The organism is Parafrankia irregularis, assembly GCF_001536285.1.
GTDB lineage: Bacteria > Actinomycetota > Actinomycetes > Frankiales > Frankiaceae > Parafrankia > Parafrankia irregularis.
On record NZ_FAOZ01000034.1, the window covers coordinates 61,341 to 77,032 of the forward strand.

The 15,692-nt window shown below is 70.7% G+C and carries 12 protein-coding genes; 9 read left to right on the forward strand and 3 right to left on the reverse strand.

The window, feature by feature from the left end; translation table 11 throughout:
• Positions 1 to 170 precede the first annotated feature (170 nt).
• Entirely contained in the window at positions 171 to 689 is a 519-nt protein-coding gene (locus AWX74_RS32470) for a SigE family RNA polymerase sigma factor (RefSeq protein WP_091284523.1), read from the forward strand.
• 263 nt (positions 690 to 952) lie between these two features.
• A complete protein-coding gene (locus tag AWX74_RS32475) occupies positions 953 to 1,555 on the forward strand; it encodes a hypothetical protein (RefSeq protein ID WP_226931034.1) in 603 nt (200 codons plus the stop codon).
• Positions 1,556 to 1,647: 92 nt separating this feature from the next.
• Here the strand turns inward: AWX74_RS32475 and AWX74_RS32480 are convergent, their stop codons facing one another.
• On the reverse strand, positions 1,648 to 2,505 hold the full coding sequence (locus AWX74_RS32480) for an AraC family transcriptional regulator (protein ID WP_091284527.1): 858 nt from the start codon (positions 2,503 to 2,505) through the stop codon (positions 1,648 to 1,650).
• Positions 2,506 to 2,709: 204 nt separating this feature from the next.
• Here AWX74_RS32480 and AWX74_RS32485 point away from each other — a divergent pair, with 204 nt between their 5' ends.
• The 3 genes from AWX74_RS32485 to AWX74_RS32495 all read left to right on the forward strand — a co-directional run bounded on the left by AWX74_RS32485 (position 2,710) and on the right by AWX74_RS32495 (position 6,401).
• Positions 2,710 to 3,186, forward strand: a complete 477-nt coding sequence (locus tag AWX74_RS32485) for a ferritin family protein (protein WP_091284529.1) — start codon at positions 2,710 to 2,712, stop codon at positions 3,184 to 3,186.
• A gap of 89 nt (positions 3,187 to 3,275) precedes the next feature.
• Positions 3,276 to 3,662 carry a VOC family protein gene (locus AWX74_RS32490; RefSeq protein WP_091284531.1) on the forward strand — a complete coding sequence of 129 codons (387 nt, stop codon included), beginning with the start codon at positions 3,276 to 3,278 and terminating at the stop codon, positions 3,660 to 3,662.
• A 402-nt stretch (positions 3,663 to 4,064) separates the two neighbouring features.
• Positions 4,065 to 6,401, forward strand: coding sequence for a WD40 repeat domain-containing serine/threonine protein kinase (locus AWX74_RS32495; protein ID WP_091284533.1), 2,337 nt, complete (start codon positions 4,065 to 4,067; stop codon positions 6,399 to 6,401).
• Positions 6,402 to 6,404: 3 nt separating this feature from the next.
• On the opposite strand, the gene AWX74_RS32500 is transcribed toward AWX74_RS32495, so the two are convergent.
• Positions 6,405 to 6,941, reverse strand: coding sequence for a 2,4'-dihydroxyacetophenone dioxygenase family protein (locus AWX74_RS32500; RefSeq protein ID WP_091284535.1), 537 nt, complete (start codon positions 6,939 to 6,941; stop codon positions 6,405 to 6,407).
• A gap of 620 nt (positions 6,942 to 7,561) precedes the next feature.
• Between AWX74_RS32500 and AWX74_RS32505 the strand changes: the two genes are divergently transcribed.
• Positions 7,562 to 9,991, forward strand: coding sequence for a molybdopterin-dependent oxidoreductase (locus AWX74_RS32505; protein ID WP_091284586.1), 2,430 nt, complete (start codon positions 7,562 to 7,564; stop codon positions 9,989 to 9,991).
• A 40-nt stretch (positions 9,992 to 10,031) separates the two neighbouring features.
• Positions 10,032 to 10,499 (forward strand): pilus assembly protein TadG-related protein, encoded by a 468-nt coding sequence (locus AWX74_RS32510; protein ID WP_091284588.1) that lies wholly within the window; start codon positions 10,032 to 10,034, stop codon positions 10,497 to 10,499.
• Between the two features lie 85 nt (positions 10,500 to 10,584).
• On the opposite strand, the gene AWX74_RS32515 is transcribed toward AWX74_RS32510, so the two are convergent.
• Positions 10,585 to 11,661, reverse strand: coding sequence for a hypothetical protein (locus AWX74_RS32515; protein ID WP_091284590.1), 1,077 nt, complete (start codon positions 11,659 to 11,661; stop codon positions 10,585 to 10,587).
• Positions 11,662 to 12,809: 1,148 nt separating this feature from the next.
• On the opposite strand from AWX74_RS32515, the gene prfB reads away from it, so the two are divergent.
• Together prfB and AWX74_RS32525 are read left to right on the forward strand one after the other, a co-directional pair.
• Positions 12,810 to 13,910: a peptide chain release factor 2 gene (gene prfB, locus AWX74_RS32520; RefSeq protein ID WP_091284592.1), complete on the forward strand. Its 1,101-nt coding sequence runs from the start codon at positions 12,810 to 12,812 to the stop codon at positions 13,908 to 13,910.
• A gap of 582 nt (positions 13,911 to 14,492) precedes the next feature.
• Positions 14,493 to 15,368: a polysaccharide deacetylase family protein gene (locus AWX74_RS32525; protein WP_054570634.1), complete on the forward strand. Its 876-nt coding sequence runs from the start codon at positions 14,493 to 14,495 to the stop codon at positions 15,366 to 15,368.
• Positions 15,369 to 15,692 lie beyond the last annotated feature (324 nt).

Consider the following 15,692-nt stretch of genomic DNA (forward strand, 5'->3'; position numbering starts at 1 on the left):
GGTGACTGCCTGACCGCTCGTCGGCGACGCGCGCGAACCCCGCGCCGCCGGCGACTCACAGTCGGCTCAGCGTGCCCGCGGGGGCGACGGTCCGCATCACGGCGGACCGTCGCCCCGTCGCCGTCCACGCGGCGGAACCGGGCCGCCGGGCCCATCGATGGGGGCACTCGATGGACGGGGCGTCCTACGAGTCGTTCGAGGATTTCATCACCGCCTCGGCAGACCGTTTGATGAGGACCGCCTTTTTGCTCACCGGCAACCGCCATGCGGCCGAGGACCTGCTGCAGGGCGCCCTGGAACGCACCTATCAGCGATGGGACCGGGACCGGATCGTCACACCGGAGGCCTACGTCCGCCGGGTGATGGTGAACGCGGCCTCGCGCCGTTGGCGGTCACGGCAGTTCTTCCGGGAGGTGCCGCTGGACGCCGCCGCCGAAAAGGCCGACGCGTCCAGCGCGCCGGAGCTCGGATTACGGGACCAGGTGCTGCGTGCGCTGCACGAACTGCCGAAACGGCAACGTGCCGTGGTCGTCCTGCGTTATTACGACGACCTGTCGGAAGCGGCGGTCGCCGAGATCCTCGGCTGCAGCGTGGGCGCGGTCAAATCCCACGCGTCACGGGCGCTGGCCCGGCTGCGGACGAGCCAGCATCTGGGAGATATCCGCGTCCGAAGCGAGAGGGGGCACTGATGCCAGCCGAGCCGGCAGATGACGATCGTCCCGGCTCCGGGCCGCGTTCGCAGGTGCGCTCCGGGCGGCATGCCGCGCGTCGTTCAGGGCGGCGTTCCAGATCGGGTTCCGGGGCCGGCTCCAGCCAGCCTCCCGTACCTGATCCGGTCTTCGAGCAGACGTTGCGTGAGCTCTTCGACCGGGCCACTCAGTCCGTCACGGCACCGCCTGGACTGGCCGCCAGAGTGTGCACTCCCGTGCGACCGGGCCGCCCTGGGCGGCGAATGGCGCTCGCGCTTGGCGCCGTGGTGCTGGCGACGAGCGGCGTGATCCTCGGCAGCGTGACCGTCGTCCGGGACCTCATTCCTGACCGGGGTGCGTACTCCATCGCATCAGCGGACGGCAGCACGAGCCCGGGGCCGGCCACCGGGGAGGTCGTACATCCGGATGCGGCGGCGACCAGCGCGGTGTCCACCCCACCGGTGTTCTCCGGCCCACCGGTGTTCTCCGCTCCGCAGCCCTCCTACGCCCAGCCGGACCAGGCCACGATCGACGAGATCACGACCGCGTTCACCAAGGCCTTCGATGCTTCCGGCGAGATCGGCGCCGGGTTGGCCTATGTCCAGAACGGCGAGAGCTACCACGACATGGCCGTTCAGTGGAGGCAGCGCTATCCGGGTGTCGCCGCAAGCCTCAAGGTATCGCCTGAGAACATCAGACTGACCGCCAGCGACCAGGCCGCGGTGAGCCTCCTCATCACCCACTCCGACCCCACGCTCGGTGCGAAGTGGGGGTACGAGATCAGGCGGGAGGCGAGCGCCGTCCGCATCGCCGGCCGTTGGCTGGTCAGCGCCAGCACGTACTCGTTTCTCGTCGGAACCTCCTGAGCCGAGGGCCGGGGCCGACGGGCTGGTTCGGCCGGTCGAGGCCGAGGCGGCGACGATACCCATGCCCAAGGCTGGCCCGGCCACGCCGCCCGTCATCCCAGATGCGCGGCCTCGGGCGTCGTGGGTCCCGGTGTGAGCCAGCGTTCGCGGTATTCCGACGGGCTCTCCCCGGTCCAGGTGCGGAAGGCGCGGGCGAGCGCGCTGCCGCTGCCGAACCCCACCTCGACGGCGATCTCGCCGACCGACATCGTCGATGTACTGAGCATGGCCATGGCCCGGAACAGCCGCGCCTGCCGCAGATGGTCCCGCCACGTCTGGCCGAGCACCGCCGCGAATCGGCGCCGCAGCGCGCGCTCGGAGATGCCGACGGCCCGGCACACCGAGACCGCGTCGGCGTCGGCGAGGTGGCCCGCCGTGTAGGCGATCACGTCCTGGACGATCACGTCGTCGCAGATCGGCAGGGACAGCGGTGCCGTGTGGGCGAGCTGCTGGCGGACGACCCCGGCCAGCGCGTGGAAGAAGATGCCGGCCTCGGCGGCGTCATCCGTCGCCCCGCTTTCCCCGCACGCCCCGCTCGCCCTGCTCTCACCGTGAATGGGCCACCGCACCGCGTACCGCATCATCTCCCGCAGCACCGGCGGTACGGCGATGATGGCCGTTCGTGTCTGTGGGAAGGCGAACTCCGCGGGGTCGAAGAAGACCGCGATCGTGGTCACGTCCCGCAGTAACGGCGCATGTTCGACGCCGGCCGGAATCCACGCCGCGTGCAGGGGCGGCAGAAGGTAATGCGTCTGCGGGGTGTAAATCTCGGCCAGGCCGTCGACGGCGTACTCGATCTCGTGCAGGTCATGCCGATGCCAGTAGGAAATCGGTTCGGTCGCGCGATGTTCCACGGTACCGGCGGTGACCGTCACGCTCCGGCGCATCGGTATCAGTGGCGCGTCGGGCACGACCGGATCGTAGTTCGGGGCGCCGCCTGCCCGAAAGCGATCTGGCCGTCGGGGTGGGCAATCGGGCCGTTCGGGTCGTACCCCGGTGTCGAGATCCCCCTACTGTCGTGCACGCCGGCGGGCCGAGGGGCCGGCCTGGCGACCGGCCCGCGACCCCGCGGTCCGCGTTCGCGGATCTCTGCCGCCGAGGAGACGACGAGACCATTGGACGAGCGAGACTTCCGGTCCGCGGCGATGGCGTTGGCCGCGATGGACCACCTGGGCGTGCCCGAGCTGAGGACCCTCTACAAGCTGGAACGGACCGCGGCCCGGCTTTACGAGCGACTGGCCGACCGGATCGACGACGGCGAGGCCGCGGAACTGGTCCGCCGAAACGCGAGGGAGGAACTGGGGCACGCCAATCGGGTGTGTCGCGCTCTCACCCTCAAAACCGGCCATCCCTTCCAGCCGACGCCGGACCTGGATGAGGGCTACCCGGTCGAGGCCCCCGCCATGGTGGACGCGGCACTGCTGGCCGCCGTCGTCGCCGGGGAACGCGCGGGAGACGCGGACTACCAGCGGTGGGCGGACGCGGAGCCCGACCCCGAGGTCGCCCGCCTCCTGCGGGCCAGCGGACGCGAGGAGGCCGGCCACGCCGATCGCTTCCTCCAGGCGATCGACCTGCTCGGCGCGGGCCACTGACAACGCGGAAAATCTCCCTGTCTGCACTGTCGTTCCATCGTTCTCCCGGCTGTCTCACGACTGTCTCCCTGCACTTCCAGGAGGAAGCCATGGCATTTGATGGTGTCTCGCACCTGAGCCTCACCGTGACGGACCTCGACCGAAGCACCGCCTGGTATCGGGACGTTCTCGACTGGAAGGAACTGGTCCGCGACCGCGGCGAAACGACGACGTTCGCCCACGGAGTGCTTCCCGGCGGGCTGAGCATCGTCCTGCGTCAACACGATCAACCGGGCGCGACCGCCTTCGACGAGACCCGGCCCGGCCTGGACCATCTGTCGTTCTCGGTGTCGGAACCGGCGGACCTGGACCGGCTGGTGTCAAGGCTCGCCGGCATCGGCGCCGTGTTCACCCCGACCCAGGAGCTGCCGTTCGGGCGGCTGCTCGCCTTCCGCGACCCGGACAACATCGCGCTGGAGGCACTCCTGCCCGGGTGAGGGCATTGTGGCCGGAGGGGGAGGACACCGTGGCGACCGCTGCGGGGAGCCTCCTGCCGGCCATGCTGTCACCGCCGCGGGCGTACCCAGCCAGGGTCCACCTCGCCGCGGACGGGGCGTGCCGCCGGAAACGCGGTTCGTCACGGCGAATTCGGTGAATGGCATCCCTGGCTACGCGGTGTTCCAGTGCTGAAGCTCGAATGGATGCCGTAGATCGAATCGACCGGTTTACCGCGCGGCGGTGCCGCCGCCGCTTTCGGTCGGGAACTGCCCGGTCGGAACCGGACGGGTATCCCCTCTCCGGGGCTTCGGCGCTCGGCCGTAGGATCCGCGCCGTGCCACATGAAATGGGTAGGCTCACCGCGGTGGTCCGTAAATCCCGTCGAATGACGGGTTTCCGCCGTGTTGGTTGACCGGGCGCGGGTGGAAGCGGCGCTGCCCGGCTACGAGCTGGGTGAGCAGCTGGGTGCGGGCGGCTTCGGGCTGGTGCTGGCCGCTTCGCACCGTCGTATGGCCCGCGACGTCGCCATCAAGGTGCTCGCCGGAGCTGGTCGGGTCGGGGATGAGCTCGCGCCTGGGCTCGGGGAGGACCGGGCTGCGGCGGGCATCGCCAGTGAAGCGGTCATTCTGGCGAACCTGGATCATCCGCACATTGTCAGGGTGTACGACTATCTTGAGTTCGATGACCTTCGCCTGATTGTCATGGAGAGGCTTTCCGGGGGGCCGCTCAGCAGTCATCTGAATGTCCTGGGCGGGCCGCGGGCATGTGCCGTCGGCCTCGCGGTGGCCAGTGCGCTCACCTGCGCGCATGGTCACGGTGTTCTGCACCGTGACATCAAGCCGGAGAACATGCTTTTCGACGCGGCGCGGCTGTTGAAGGTCGCCGACTTCGGGATCGCGAAACTGGTGACCGGCCCGGAGGCGATGGCCAGCGCGGTGGTCGGCACTCCGCTTTTCATGGCTCCCGAGCAGATGGCGGCCGGCCGGTTGAGTGCGGCCACCGACCTTTATTCACTCGGAGTGGTCCTGCATCTGCTGTTGTCGGGTGGCACGGCGGCGGTGAACGGGTCGGCCGTCGTGCCACCGGTGGTGTGGCAGGATCATCTGGCCGCCCGGCGCCTGCTGCCGGATGACGTGCCGGCGCCGGTCGCGGCGGTGGTGCTGCGGGCGCTCGCAGAGGACCCGGCGCAGCGTCCGGCCTCGGCCCGGGAACTGGCGATGGAGCTGGCCGAGGCCGCCGCTGGTTCCTACGGCAGCGGGTGGATCGCCCGCACGGGCCTGGTGCTCTACCTGGACGAGGCGGTCCGCTCGGTTGCCGAGCGGGAGTCGCCTTCGCCGCTTCCACGCCCACCGGCGGCCGGGGCGGCATCCGGTGAGTCGGCGGCGGGCACGCCGGTAGTGGGCACGCCGGACCCGGATGGGTCCGCTTCAGGCGCCGCTGCCCCTGACCTGCCTGCCCCTGACCTGCCTGCCCCTGACCTGTCGGCTCGCGACCTGTCGGCTCGCGAAACCCCCGTTCCGGGCGGGTCGCAGACTCCTCGCCCCGGTGCGGCACGACGTAAGCACCGCGCCCCTGCTGTTCCCGGCAAGAGCGGTCGAGGCCTGAACCGGCGGAGCCTCCTGATCGGCGTTCCCGCCGCCGCGGCTGTCGCGGCCGCCGGCGTCGGCGCGGCGGTCGCCGTGAACCGGGCCCGCGACAGCACCCCGGACGAACCTGTTCTACGTCCGCTCGGCGAACCACTGCCTGGTCATACCGGCTGGATCACCTCCCTGGTGGCCTTCCCGGATGGTCGGACCCTGGCCAGCGGCAGCAGCGATGGCACGGTCCGGCTGTGGGATGTCTCGGATCCGGCGCACCCGCGCGGGATGTGGGCGTCGCCGGACCTCGGCGAGGGAGTGCTGTCGCTGGCGTTGTCCACCAACGGATATCAGCTCGTGAGCGGGCACTGGGACCGGAAGGTTCGGATGTGGAACGTCCGCGACCCCGAGAACCCGGCCGAGATCGCCATCCGCCTGCCGGCCGGCAGGGACCGGGTGACGTCGGTGAGTTTCGGCGATGACCCGCGCATCCTGGTCTGCGGGGGCCAGTTCGGCGAGGTGCGGATCTGGAATGTGGCCGACCCGACGAACCCGGGCCAACTCGGCCTCTTCGACGCTGTGCAGAACACGGTTGGCACGGTGCCGAGCGTGGCCGACAGCCGGCAGGGCAAGATCACCTGGGTGCGGCCGACGCTCGCCCCGTACGCCACGCTCGTCGTGGCCTACGACGGCGAGGCGATCCAGCTCTGGGACCTGCCGGCCCTCGACGCCCCGTCGCGGATCCCACGGCCCCTACGCGGGCACAGCGGCGAGGTGCACGGATTCGCCTTCTCCCCGGACGGGCTCGTGCTCGCCTCCGGGGGCAAGGACCTCGACATCCGCCTGTGGGATCTGACCAACGCGACCGATCCGAAGACGCTCGGCAAGCCGCTGACCGGGCACAAGAGCAGAGTGTGGGCGCTGGCGTTCTCCAGCGACAGAAACCGGCTGGTGAGCGGTAGCTGGGACCGGACCATCCGCCTGTGGGGTGTGGAGAATCCGGCGGCCCCGCGGCTGGTGGCGAAGTCCGGCACCGACCACAAGGACCAACTGCTGGCTGTCGCGTTCGCGCCGGACGGCCGCACCGTCTTCAGCGGATGCAAGGGAGGTGAGATAAGGGTGTGGGACGTCTCCGGTCATTTCGCCGGCACGGCACCGTGATGTTCAGCGCACGACGTCGGCGAGGGCCTCGTCACCCAGCCCGATGGCGTCGTAGTGCCGGCGGGCCGTTTCCAGCTTGGTGAAGACGTCCTCATATCCGACCGCGCTGCCGTCGGGATCGACGTACACGTACGACCCCGAGACGTGAAAGAGGGTCACCATCTCGTCGACGTCCTCGGGGACAACCAGGGTGTGCGTCTCTCCGGGTGGCTCGAAAGCGTAGCCGCCCGCCGTCGCGACCCAGTCGTGCTCGAGGTAGTGCCAGCGCCCACGCAGGGTGAACGCATGGACGGGCCCGGCATGCCGATGCCGCGACAGAACCCCGCTGCGCCGAACCCGCAGCAGATTGACGTAGTACCCCTGAGTGACGCACAGGAACAGTGGACGGAAGTCCACACCGGGCGCCTGCGGAACCCAGAGCTCCTCATCGCAGTCCAGATCGAGGGCGTCGGCGATGACGACATCCGAAACCATGCCGGGTGGCTGTGGCCCGCGATAGGCAACCCGTTCGTCGACCTCGGCCTGACCAGTCGGCGCCATGGCAACCTCGTTCCTCATGGTCGCGCTCAGGTGCCCCCAGCTTCGCGCGCGCGATTTCACGGTTACGGCGGGAATACTCCGCGGCTTGGACCCCGCTGCCGGGAGAGGGGCCCGCAACACTGTTTCCGGTCTGTACCACCGTAGCGCTGCTCAGCCAGGTGTAAACCGGACGTCTGTGCAGCGTAAGGCTTCCTGATTCGCCGGGTCCGCGTAGGTATGAAGAGAGATCCATCACCTTTGTGGGTATCCGGAGCAAGGGCTGCGGTCAGCGGCTTCTGTTTTCGGCCGGTCCGGTGGATTGTGTGATCCGGTGCCGGGTCGAGGGATTTCTCGCGCACCCCGCAGGCTCGGACCTCCCGCTCTGCTGTTACCGCAGATGCGGTCTTGGGTGCCACACTGCCACTCATCTGCTGTTTTGGCCCGGCCATCGCAATCGGGAGTTCAGCGGGTGGGCGATGGCGCGCACGGCCTGGTGGTCCCCAGGGCGCTCTCCGGTGGATCGCCGTGCGATGGATCACATGCGCGCGAGCCGTCGACTGGTGGCGCTCACCGACTGGCGGTCGGGCAGGTGGCGGGACCGGTGCGCGCGGAAGTGCCGGGAATATGCGATCCTGCGGATCATGGCCACCAAACCGGAAGTGAACCCGACGACCGGATCGGTCACCGCGCTGCGGATCTGCCCGTTGTGCGAGGCGACCTGCGGATTGGAACTACAGATTGCCGGCGGTCGGGTCAGGACCGCCCGTGGTGACGCGAACCATCCCCTGAGTCGCGGCTACCTCTGCCCCAAAGGCGCATCGTTTCCCGCGCTGCTGAACGACCCCGACCGACTGCGTCGCCCGCTGGTTCGGGACCGGTCGACCGGTGCTCACCGCGAGGTGAGCTGGGCCGAGGCCTTCGCCGCCGTCCACGCCGGGCTGAGCCGGGTTGTCGGCGCCCACGGCTCGGACGCGGTGGCGCTCTATTCGGGAAATCCGAACGCCCACACGATGGCCGGCTCCCAGCACCTGCCCGCCTTCGCCCGTGCGCTGCGTACCCGCTCGCTGTTCAGTGCCTCGACGGTCGACCAGATGCCGATGCATGTGGCGTGTGGCCTGGTGTTCGGCCATCCCGGCCTGATCCCGGTGCCCGATCTGGACCGCACCGGCTACCTGCTGGTTCTCGGGGCGAATCCGGCGGTGTCCAACGGCAGCCTGTGCACGGCTCCCGACTTCGCGGGCCGGCTGGCGGCGATCCGGTCGCGGGGCGGGAAGGTCGTCGTGGTCGACCCGCGGCGGACCCGTACGGCGACGCTCGCCGACGAGCACCTGCCGATCCGGCCCGGCTCCGACGCCCGCTGGCTGTTGGCGATCGTCAACGTGCTCGCCGCCGAAGGCCTGATCCGGCTGCGCGCGCTGGCCGGCCACGTCACGGGGGTCGAGCGGGTCGTCGAGCTCGCCGCGCCGTTCACGCCGGAGGCGGTCGAGGCGAGCTGCGGCATCCCGGCTGACACGACCCGGCGGATTGCCCGCGAGCTGGCGGCGGCACCGCAGGGGGCCGTCTACGGCCGGATGGGCACCACGACCGTCGAGTTCGGGGCGACGACCAGCTGGCTGACCCTGGTGCTGAACGTGCTCACCGGCAACCTGGACGCACCCGGCGGCATGATGTTCGGCCGCGGCGCGCACGGTCGGGCCGACCGCGTGCCGGCAGGGCCAGCGGGGCAGCCCGGGCGGCCCGGCGGCGGCCGTGGGTGGAGCATCGGGCGCTGGCGCACCAGGGTGCGCCAGCTGCCCGAGGTCATGGGGGAGCTGCCGGTCGCCGCGCTGGCGGAGGAGATCGACACTCCGGGCGAGGGACGGCTGCGGGCCCTGTTCACCGTCGCCGGCAACCCGGCCCTGTCCACGCCGGACTCCGGCCGGCTCGCCGCGGCCCTGGCCCAGCTCGACTTCATGGTGAGTGTCGACCCCTACCTGAACGAGACGTCCCGGCATGCGGATGTGGTGCTCCCGCCGACCGACTCGGCGCGTGTGGGCCACTACGACTTCAGCCTCGGCGCGCTGGCCGTCCGGACGGTGGCGGCCTACTCGCCACCGGTGCTCCCACCCGATCCGGGCGGGATGGCCGAGCACGACATCCTGGCCAGGCTCGCGCTCATCGTGCTGGCCGCCGGTGACGGCACCGGCGGCACCGGCGACGGAGGCGACGGCGGCGACCCTGGCAACGGGGGCGACGGGGAGCTGCCGGCGGGGGTGCCGAGTGCCGACGCGGTGGCGGCCTTCCACGAGACCCTGATCAGCGACGCGTTGCGGCGTGCCGTCGGCGAACCGGGCTCGCCGGTGCTGGGGCGTGACGTCACCGAGCTACGTGCCCAGCTGGACGGTGACAGCGTTCCGGAGCTGCTGCTGGACGTCGCACTGCGCACGGGGCACTTCGGCGACGGATTCGGCGCCCGGCCGGACGGGCTTCGTCTCACCACCCTGCTCGCGAACCCGCACGGGGTCGATCTCGGCCCGCTCACCCCGCGGCTGCCCGCCCCGCTGCGGACGGTCAGCGGGACGGTCGAGCTGTGCCCGGAGCCGATCGTGGCCGAGCTGGCCCGGCTGCGCGCCACCCTGGACGCACCGCCCCAGGCGGCATCGCCTCCGGACTCAGGCCCCAGGCCTGCTTCGGACGCACCCGAGCTGACCCTGATCGGACGTCGTCACCTGCGGACGAACAACAGCTGGATGCACAACGTCCCGGCGATGGCGAAGGGGCGCAACCGCTGCACGCTGCTGGTTCACCCCCTCGACGCGGCCCGCCACGGGGTGCGCGACGGTGGCTCCGCAAGAGTCACCTCCGCCGTCGGCTCACTGGACGTCGCGGTGCAGGTCAGCGACGAGATGATGGCCGGAGTCGTGTGCCTGCCCCACGGGTGGGGCCACGGGCTGGCCGGGACCAGGATGTCGGTCGCCGCGCAGCATGCCGGAGTGAACACCAACATCCTCACCGACGGCTCCCGGTTGGATCCGCTGTCGGGCACCGCCGTGCTCAACGGCATTCCGGTGCGGGTCACCCCACTTGGCTGAGCGGCACTCGGTGCGGCGTAGAGGAGCTCGGCTCCGAGCCCTGCCTCGGCCCGGCGGCCCGGGCCGGGGCAGGGGCCGTGATGCATCCGACGGCGGGACCATCCTGATCCTCACGCTTGGTTATCTCATGCTGGCGGCGATGCTCGCCGTGGTCGTCACCGACGTCTCGGTGGTCTACCTGGCCCGCCGGTCGGTCGCGTCCGCGGCGGACGGCGCCGCGCTCGCCGCCGTCCAGCGCATCGACGAGAACGCGATCTACAGCGCGACGGAGGACTTCGAGGCGCTGCCGCTGCGTGACATCGAGGACACCGTCGCCGACTACGAGACCCGGGCGGACCCCTCCGGCCGGACCGCCCTGAGCGCGGAGCTCGTCGACGCGGCGACCGTGCGTGTCGAGGGGGCCCGGGAGGTCCGGCTGCCCGTGGTCGGTGTGCTCGGGGTCGGGCCGATCACCGTGCGTGCGGGAGCGCAGGCCCAGGCGAGGGTCAGGGCACCTGTCGGGCCCTGACCCCGCTCAGGTGGCCGGCCCCCCGTAGGGCCGCCTGACGGCCCCCGTAGGGCCGCCTGAGCATCGGAGATCTCCGCCGGCTGGCTCAGATCTCGTCGGTGGTGCCGGAACCGGCCGGTGCCTCCGCGCGCGGGGCGGGAACGATCCCGCCGCGCCCAGAGGCGGCGACCATCGCGCCGAAGTCGGCGCCGCCGCCGGCGCCGGGCAGCGGCGCGGGCTCAGGCTCGGTGATCCAGGCCGAGGTGATCGCGACCAGCTCGTCGAAACCGTGCCCGGTACGTATCTCCGCGAGATCGGAGACGTCCCGCACGAGCCGGGCCACCCATTCGGCGGGGCGGCGGGCGGCCAGCGTCACCGCCTCGGAGGCGTGTTCGATCGCCTCGTCGCGGTCGGGGCAGGAACGGGCGACAGCCGCCCGCGACTGCGCCATCCGGACCGAGACGATCATGCCGGTCTGGCCGCTGCGCGCGATGAGTGACGCCGCGCGGTCGAGGTACGGCGCCGCCTCGTCGGCGGCGCCGACCGTGGTGAGCGCCTCCGCGCAGGCGAGGGCGAGATCGGCCGGCGAGTAGGTGTCGAGGCTGAAACCGGGCCGGCCGTGGGCCTCCTCGCCGAGCTCCGCCATGGTCGCCCAGGCGCGGGCGACCGCGTCGCGGACACCGGCGGCATCCCCGGCGGCGGCACAGGCGCTGGTCGCCACCTTGCCGGCGATGAGTGCCCGGGTCGGGCTGCGGCCGGCGATCCGGGCCGCGGAGCCGGCGATCTGAAGCGCCACCGCCGGGCTGTGCGGGCGTACCACCCGCGCGCGCAGTGCCAGCGCCCGAGCGGCCAGAGGGCCGTCACCGGCCGCCCGGGCCAGCGACGCGGCCCGGTCGGCGCGGCTCGCCGCCCGCGCGTGCTGCCCGCGGTCGTAGGCGGCGGCCGCCGCGGCGGTCGTCACCGCGGCGTGCAGCCACATCCAGTCGATGGCCGGACGTCCACGCAGGCGGTACTGCTGCGGAATCGTCCGGGTGGTCTCCTCCAGCGGCTCGAGCGTGGAGGCCGTGACAGCGAGGTCGACGGTCTCGTAGTTGGCCACCGCCGCGCGCAGCGCCGCCAGGCAGGTGTCGTGCAGGCTGGCGGCGGTCTCGTGCCCCGCCGTTCCGGGGGACTCGGCTTTCATCGGGACCACGCCCGGGCGGCCTGCTCCGGGGAGGCCAGCAGGTCGGATGCCGGACGGCGCCGTCGGGCGGAATGACCTGCCTGACATTCGCAAACAGGTCGTCCGGGCCCGGCCGGGTATCCGGCGGGCATCGGATGCCGGCTGTTGCGAGTACGCATATCCGCTGACCTCACGTCTGATGCTTTGCCGCTGCCATCAGCTGACGTCGCCGGCCGGGTCCGGCGCCGCGGGTGCTGGCCGCGGGCCGGAAGGGACGACATCAGACACCGGTGGTGGGCCCGCCGGTCGATGCCTGCTCCAAAGCGTGCTTAGTCCGAATACAGAAGAACGTGTGGACGGCAGCACCTTCGATGCCGGGCCTGATCAGGCAGCAGCATTGCCGCCAGAGCTACGTCATTGCCACCTGGGCCGCGTCGCCCGCTTCTCGTACGACAACCCGATCAGCCCGCACGGTGCCCGCGTCAGCGCGGATGCCTTTGCGAGGTGTGGGCCGCCCACCGGCATCGCGGCGCGGTGGCCTCGATCCCGGCTCCGCGGACCCCGTCGTCCGCTGGCACGCGAGCCACCATGTGGCACGCCGCCCCGCACCGGCTCGGAAGGCCGCCCGGAAGCATTCGGGCCACCCGCCGAGCGAATGGAGGACGCCGCGCCTCACCGCGCCGCGATGGAAACGACGATATCGCTTCCGTCCGCCTCGGGAGCGGCTCGGGTGCGGGGCGTGATGTGGAACGCACCTCTCCCGATGTCATCGCCGAAACATCTCGTGCCATTTCGCTTGCTGCAGGTGACCTGGTCGGGCTGATGTTAACCAAGTATTTCAGCGTGCCGTTGCATGTTTCTTTCTGGTGACCCGACCGTCCGCGTGGCGCAGGCCACGTGGGCGCGGTGAACTCGGGGGCGGTGCGAAGGTTTCGACGACCGCGGTCATCGGTCCGCGGCGGGTGTGGGCCGGGCGGTCGATGCGGGCAGTGCGGTCGGCGTGGCCGGGCCGGGACACCCGCCCTGGGCCGGACGGCCCCGGAGCACCTGGCTGGACGGCCCCGGAGCACCTGGCTGGACGGTCCGAGAACGGCCTGCGGGATGGTCCGGGATCCGCGCCCGATCAACCGTCCGTCGGCGCACCCGCGCTCGCCGGTAGGCTGGCCATCATGGCCGTCGACCTCTCCGAGGAGATCAAGACTCTCGACGCGACGCTGGCAGGTATCGAGGCCGTGCTCGATGTCGAGGGTCTGCGCCGCCGCGCCCAGGAACTGGAGCAGGAGGCGGCGGATCCGGACCTGTGGAGCGACCAGGCTCGCGCCCAGGCCGTCACCAGGCGGCTGTCCGGTGTCAAGGGCGACATCGGCCGGGTCGACGGTCTGCGCCGCCGCCTCGATGACCTGATCGCCGCCCTCGATCTCGGCGACGAGGACCTGCTCGCCGAGATGGCGGTGGACCTTCCGTCGCTGACGCGCGACATCTCCACCCTCGAAGTCCGCACGCTGCTGTCCGGGGAGTACGACGAGCGCGATGCGATCGTCCAGCTCTCGGCGGGTGCCGGCGGGGTCGACGCGGCCGACTGGACCGCGATGCTGCTGCGGATGTACCTGCGCTGGGCTGAGCGGCACGGCTACGCGACGGAGGTGTTCGACACCTCCGAGGCGGAGGAGGCGGGCCTGAAGTCCGCGACCTTCCAGGTCAAGTGCCCCTACGCCTACGGGACGCTGCGCAGTGAGCACGGTGTCCACCGGCTGGTGCGGATCTCGCCGTTCGACAACCAGAACCGCCGGCAGACGTCGTTCGCCGGTGTCGAGGTCACACCGGCCGTCGAGGTCTCCGATCACGTCGACATCGACGAGAAGGAGCTGCGGATCGACATCTTCCGCTCCTCCGGGCCCGGCGGTCAGGGTGTCAACACCACCGACTCCGCGGTGCGCATCACGCACCTGCCGACAAACATCGTGGTGACCTGCCAGAACGAGCGCAGCCAGCTGCAGAACAAGGCCGCGGCGATGATGGTGCTGCAGGCGAAGCTGCTGGAGCGTCGGCGCGCCGAGGAGGCCGCCGAGAAGCAGCGGCTCACCGGCGGTCCGCAGGATGTGTCGTTCGGGTCGCAGATCCGGAACTACGTGCTCCATCCGTACCAGATGGTCAAGGACCTGCGGACCGAGGTCGAGACGTCCAACACGGGCGCTGTGCTCGACGGTGACATCGATGACTTCATCGACGGTGAGATCAGGTGGCGCAAGGCCATCGAAAAGGACGGATGAAGGGCCTTTCCGGCTGCTCTCCGTACTGATTCGGCAATGGAATCAGTCGCGATCGGCCGGAAAAGGCGGGATCTTTCGTCGCGTCTCTCACGTCACGGCCCGGTCGAATTGACGAGCCTTTCCCGTCTCATGGTCCACGGTCGGGGATGTCGCGAGTACGCGTCGACGACGGAAAAGGCTCAATGAGCCTTTTCCGCCTCACATTCGTCGATCCCGGTCGCCGTGGGTCCGCGTCTACGACGGAAAAGGCTCAATCGCCGTAGTACCAGCCGGAGATCGTCTTTTGGTCCCCTCATCTTGCCGACTATTGGATCCCATCGGGCCGGGACAGACATCCAGGGATTGGCTCAACGTCTGCGCGCGTGTAGAGTGACGCTCCGTTTGGCGCCGCCGTGCGACGTGGTTCCTGAGGCCCGTTGGCAGTGGCGCGGGATGGGGGCATCACGTGGATTCGTGGATCTGTCCTTCGAAGCGCACCAGATCGAAGTACTGTCGTTCCACGTACTGCCGACCGAGCTTCTTCGACGAGACGGCGGGTGGAATGTCCGAACTCACGGTGGTCGCCTCGAGGCGTGACGACCGATGACCGGAATGTCGACGGCCGCGACGGCTTCGCCGGGCGGAACGTGGCCCCCCGGTACCTCTCAGGACGGCTCGTCGCCGGAGACCGGATCGTCCCGGGTCGCGCTCCCCGTGCTCATGTACCACAGCATCGGTGACTCCTCCGCCACCGCGTTCCGCAGGTGGGAGGTGCCCGCCGGTGCGCTGGCCGAGCAGCTCGGCAGCCTGGCCGAGCACGGGTACACCGTCACCAGCCTGTCCGATGCCCTCGCGAACCCGCGGGAGCGCCAGGTCGCGATCACCTTCGACAACGGCTTCGAGGATTTCGTGACCAGGGCGCTGCCCGTGCTGGCCGAGTTCGGCGCGCGGGCGACCCTGTACGTCCCGACCGCGTACGTGGGGCAGCGGGCGCGCTGGCTGGAGCCCTACGCGGGGCGTGAGCTGGCCCTGCTGGACTGGCCGGCGCTGGCCGCCCTGGTCGACCGCGGGATCGAGATCGGTGCTCACGGGCACCGGCATGTGGAGCTCGATGTCGTCCCGCCCGCCATCGCCCGCTATGACGTGACCGCGAGCATGCGGACGATCTCCGAGGAGACAGGGCAGCGACCGGAGAGCTTTAGTTATCCCTTTGGCTACCATTCTCCGGGTGTGCGACAGATCGTAGAGAATGCCGGATTTGCTTCCGCCTGCGAGGTGGGATATCGCATCCACCGGCGTAGCCGTTCCCGCTTCCAGGTAAGTCGGCTGATCGTCGGGCGCTCCGTGGGGGCGGGCGACATTCTGCGGCTGGTGACGGAGGGGCATCGCGACGCCGCCCTGGCCGCGCGGCGCAGGTTCCGGGCCGGCTGGCGGGCCTATCGGTCGATCCGCTGGCGCCTCGGCGTGGAGACCGCCTGACACCCTTCACGTGGAATGCCGGGGGCCTCGCGCGGAATCCCGGGGGCCGCACCAGGAATCTCGCGAGAATGACGCGGAATCACGCCTGGCGGCGCCGCCTGGAATCACCCTGGCGGCGAGATCCGTCTCCTGGTGGCGAGGAATCGCTCGGTCCGCGCACGAAGGTGTCGCCGGCTGCCCGGAGGTGGAAGCGCCCGCCCGGCGTACCCGCCGGCGCGGATAATCCGTGGCCGGAATTCTCCGTGGTCGCACGGTCACGCCCGCCCGCTGTGACGGGTGTCATGGTCACCCGATGCGGCCCGCGGTCGCGGCCGACCCCGGTCA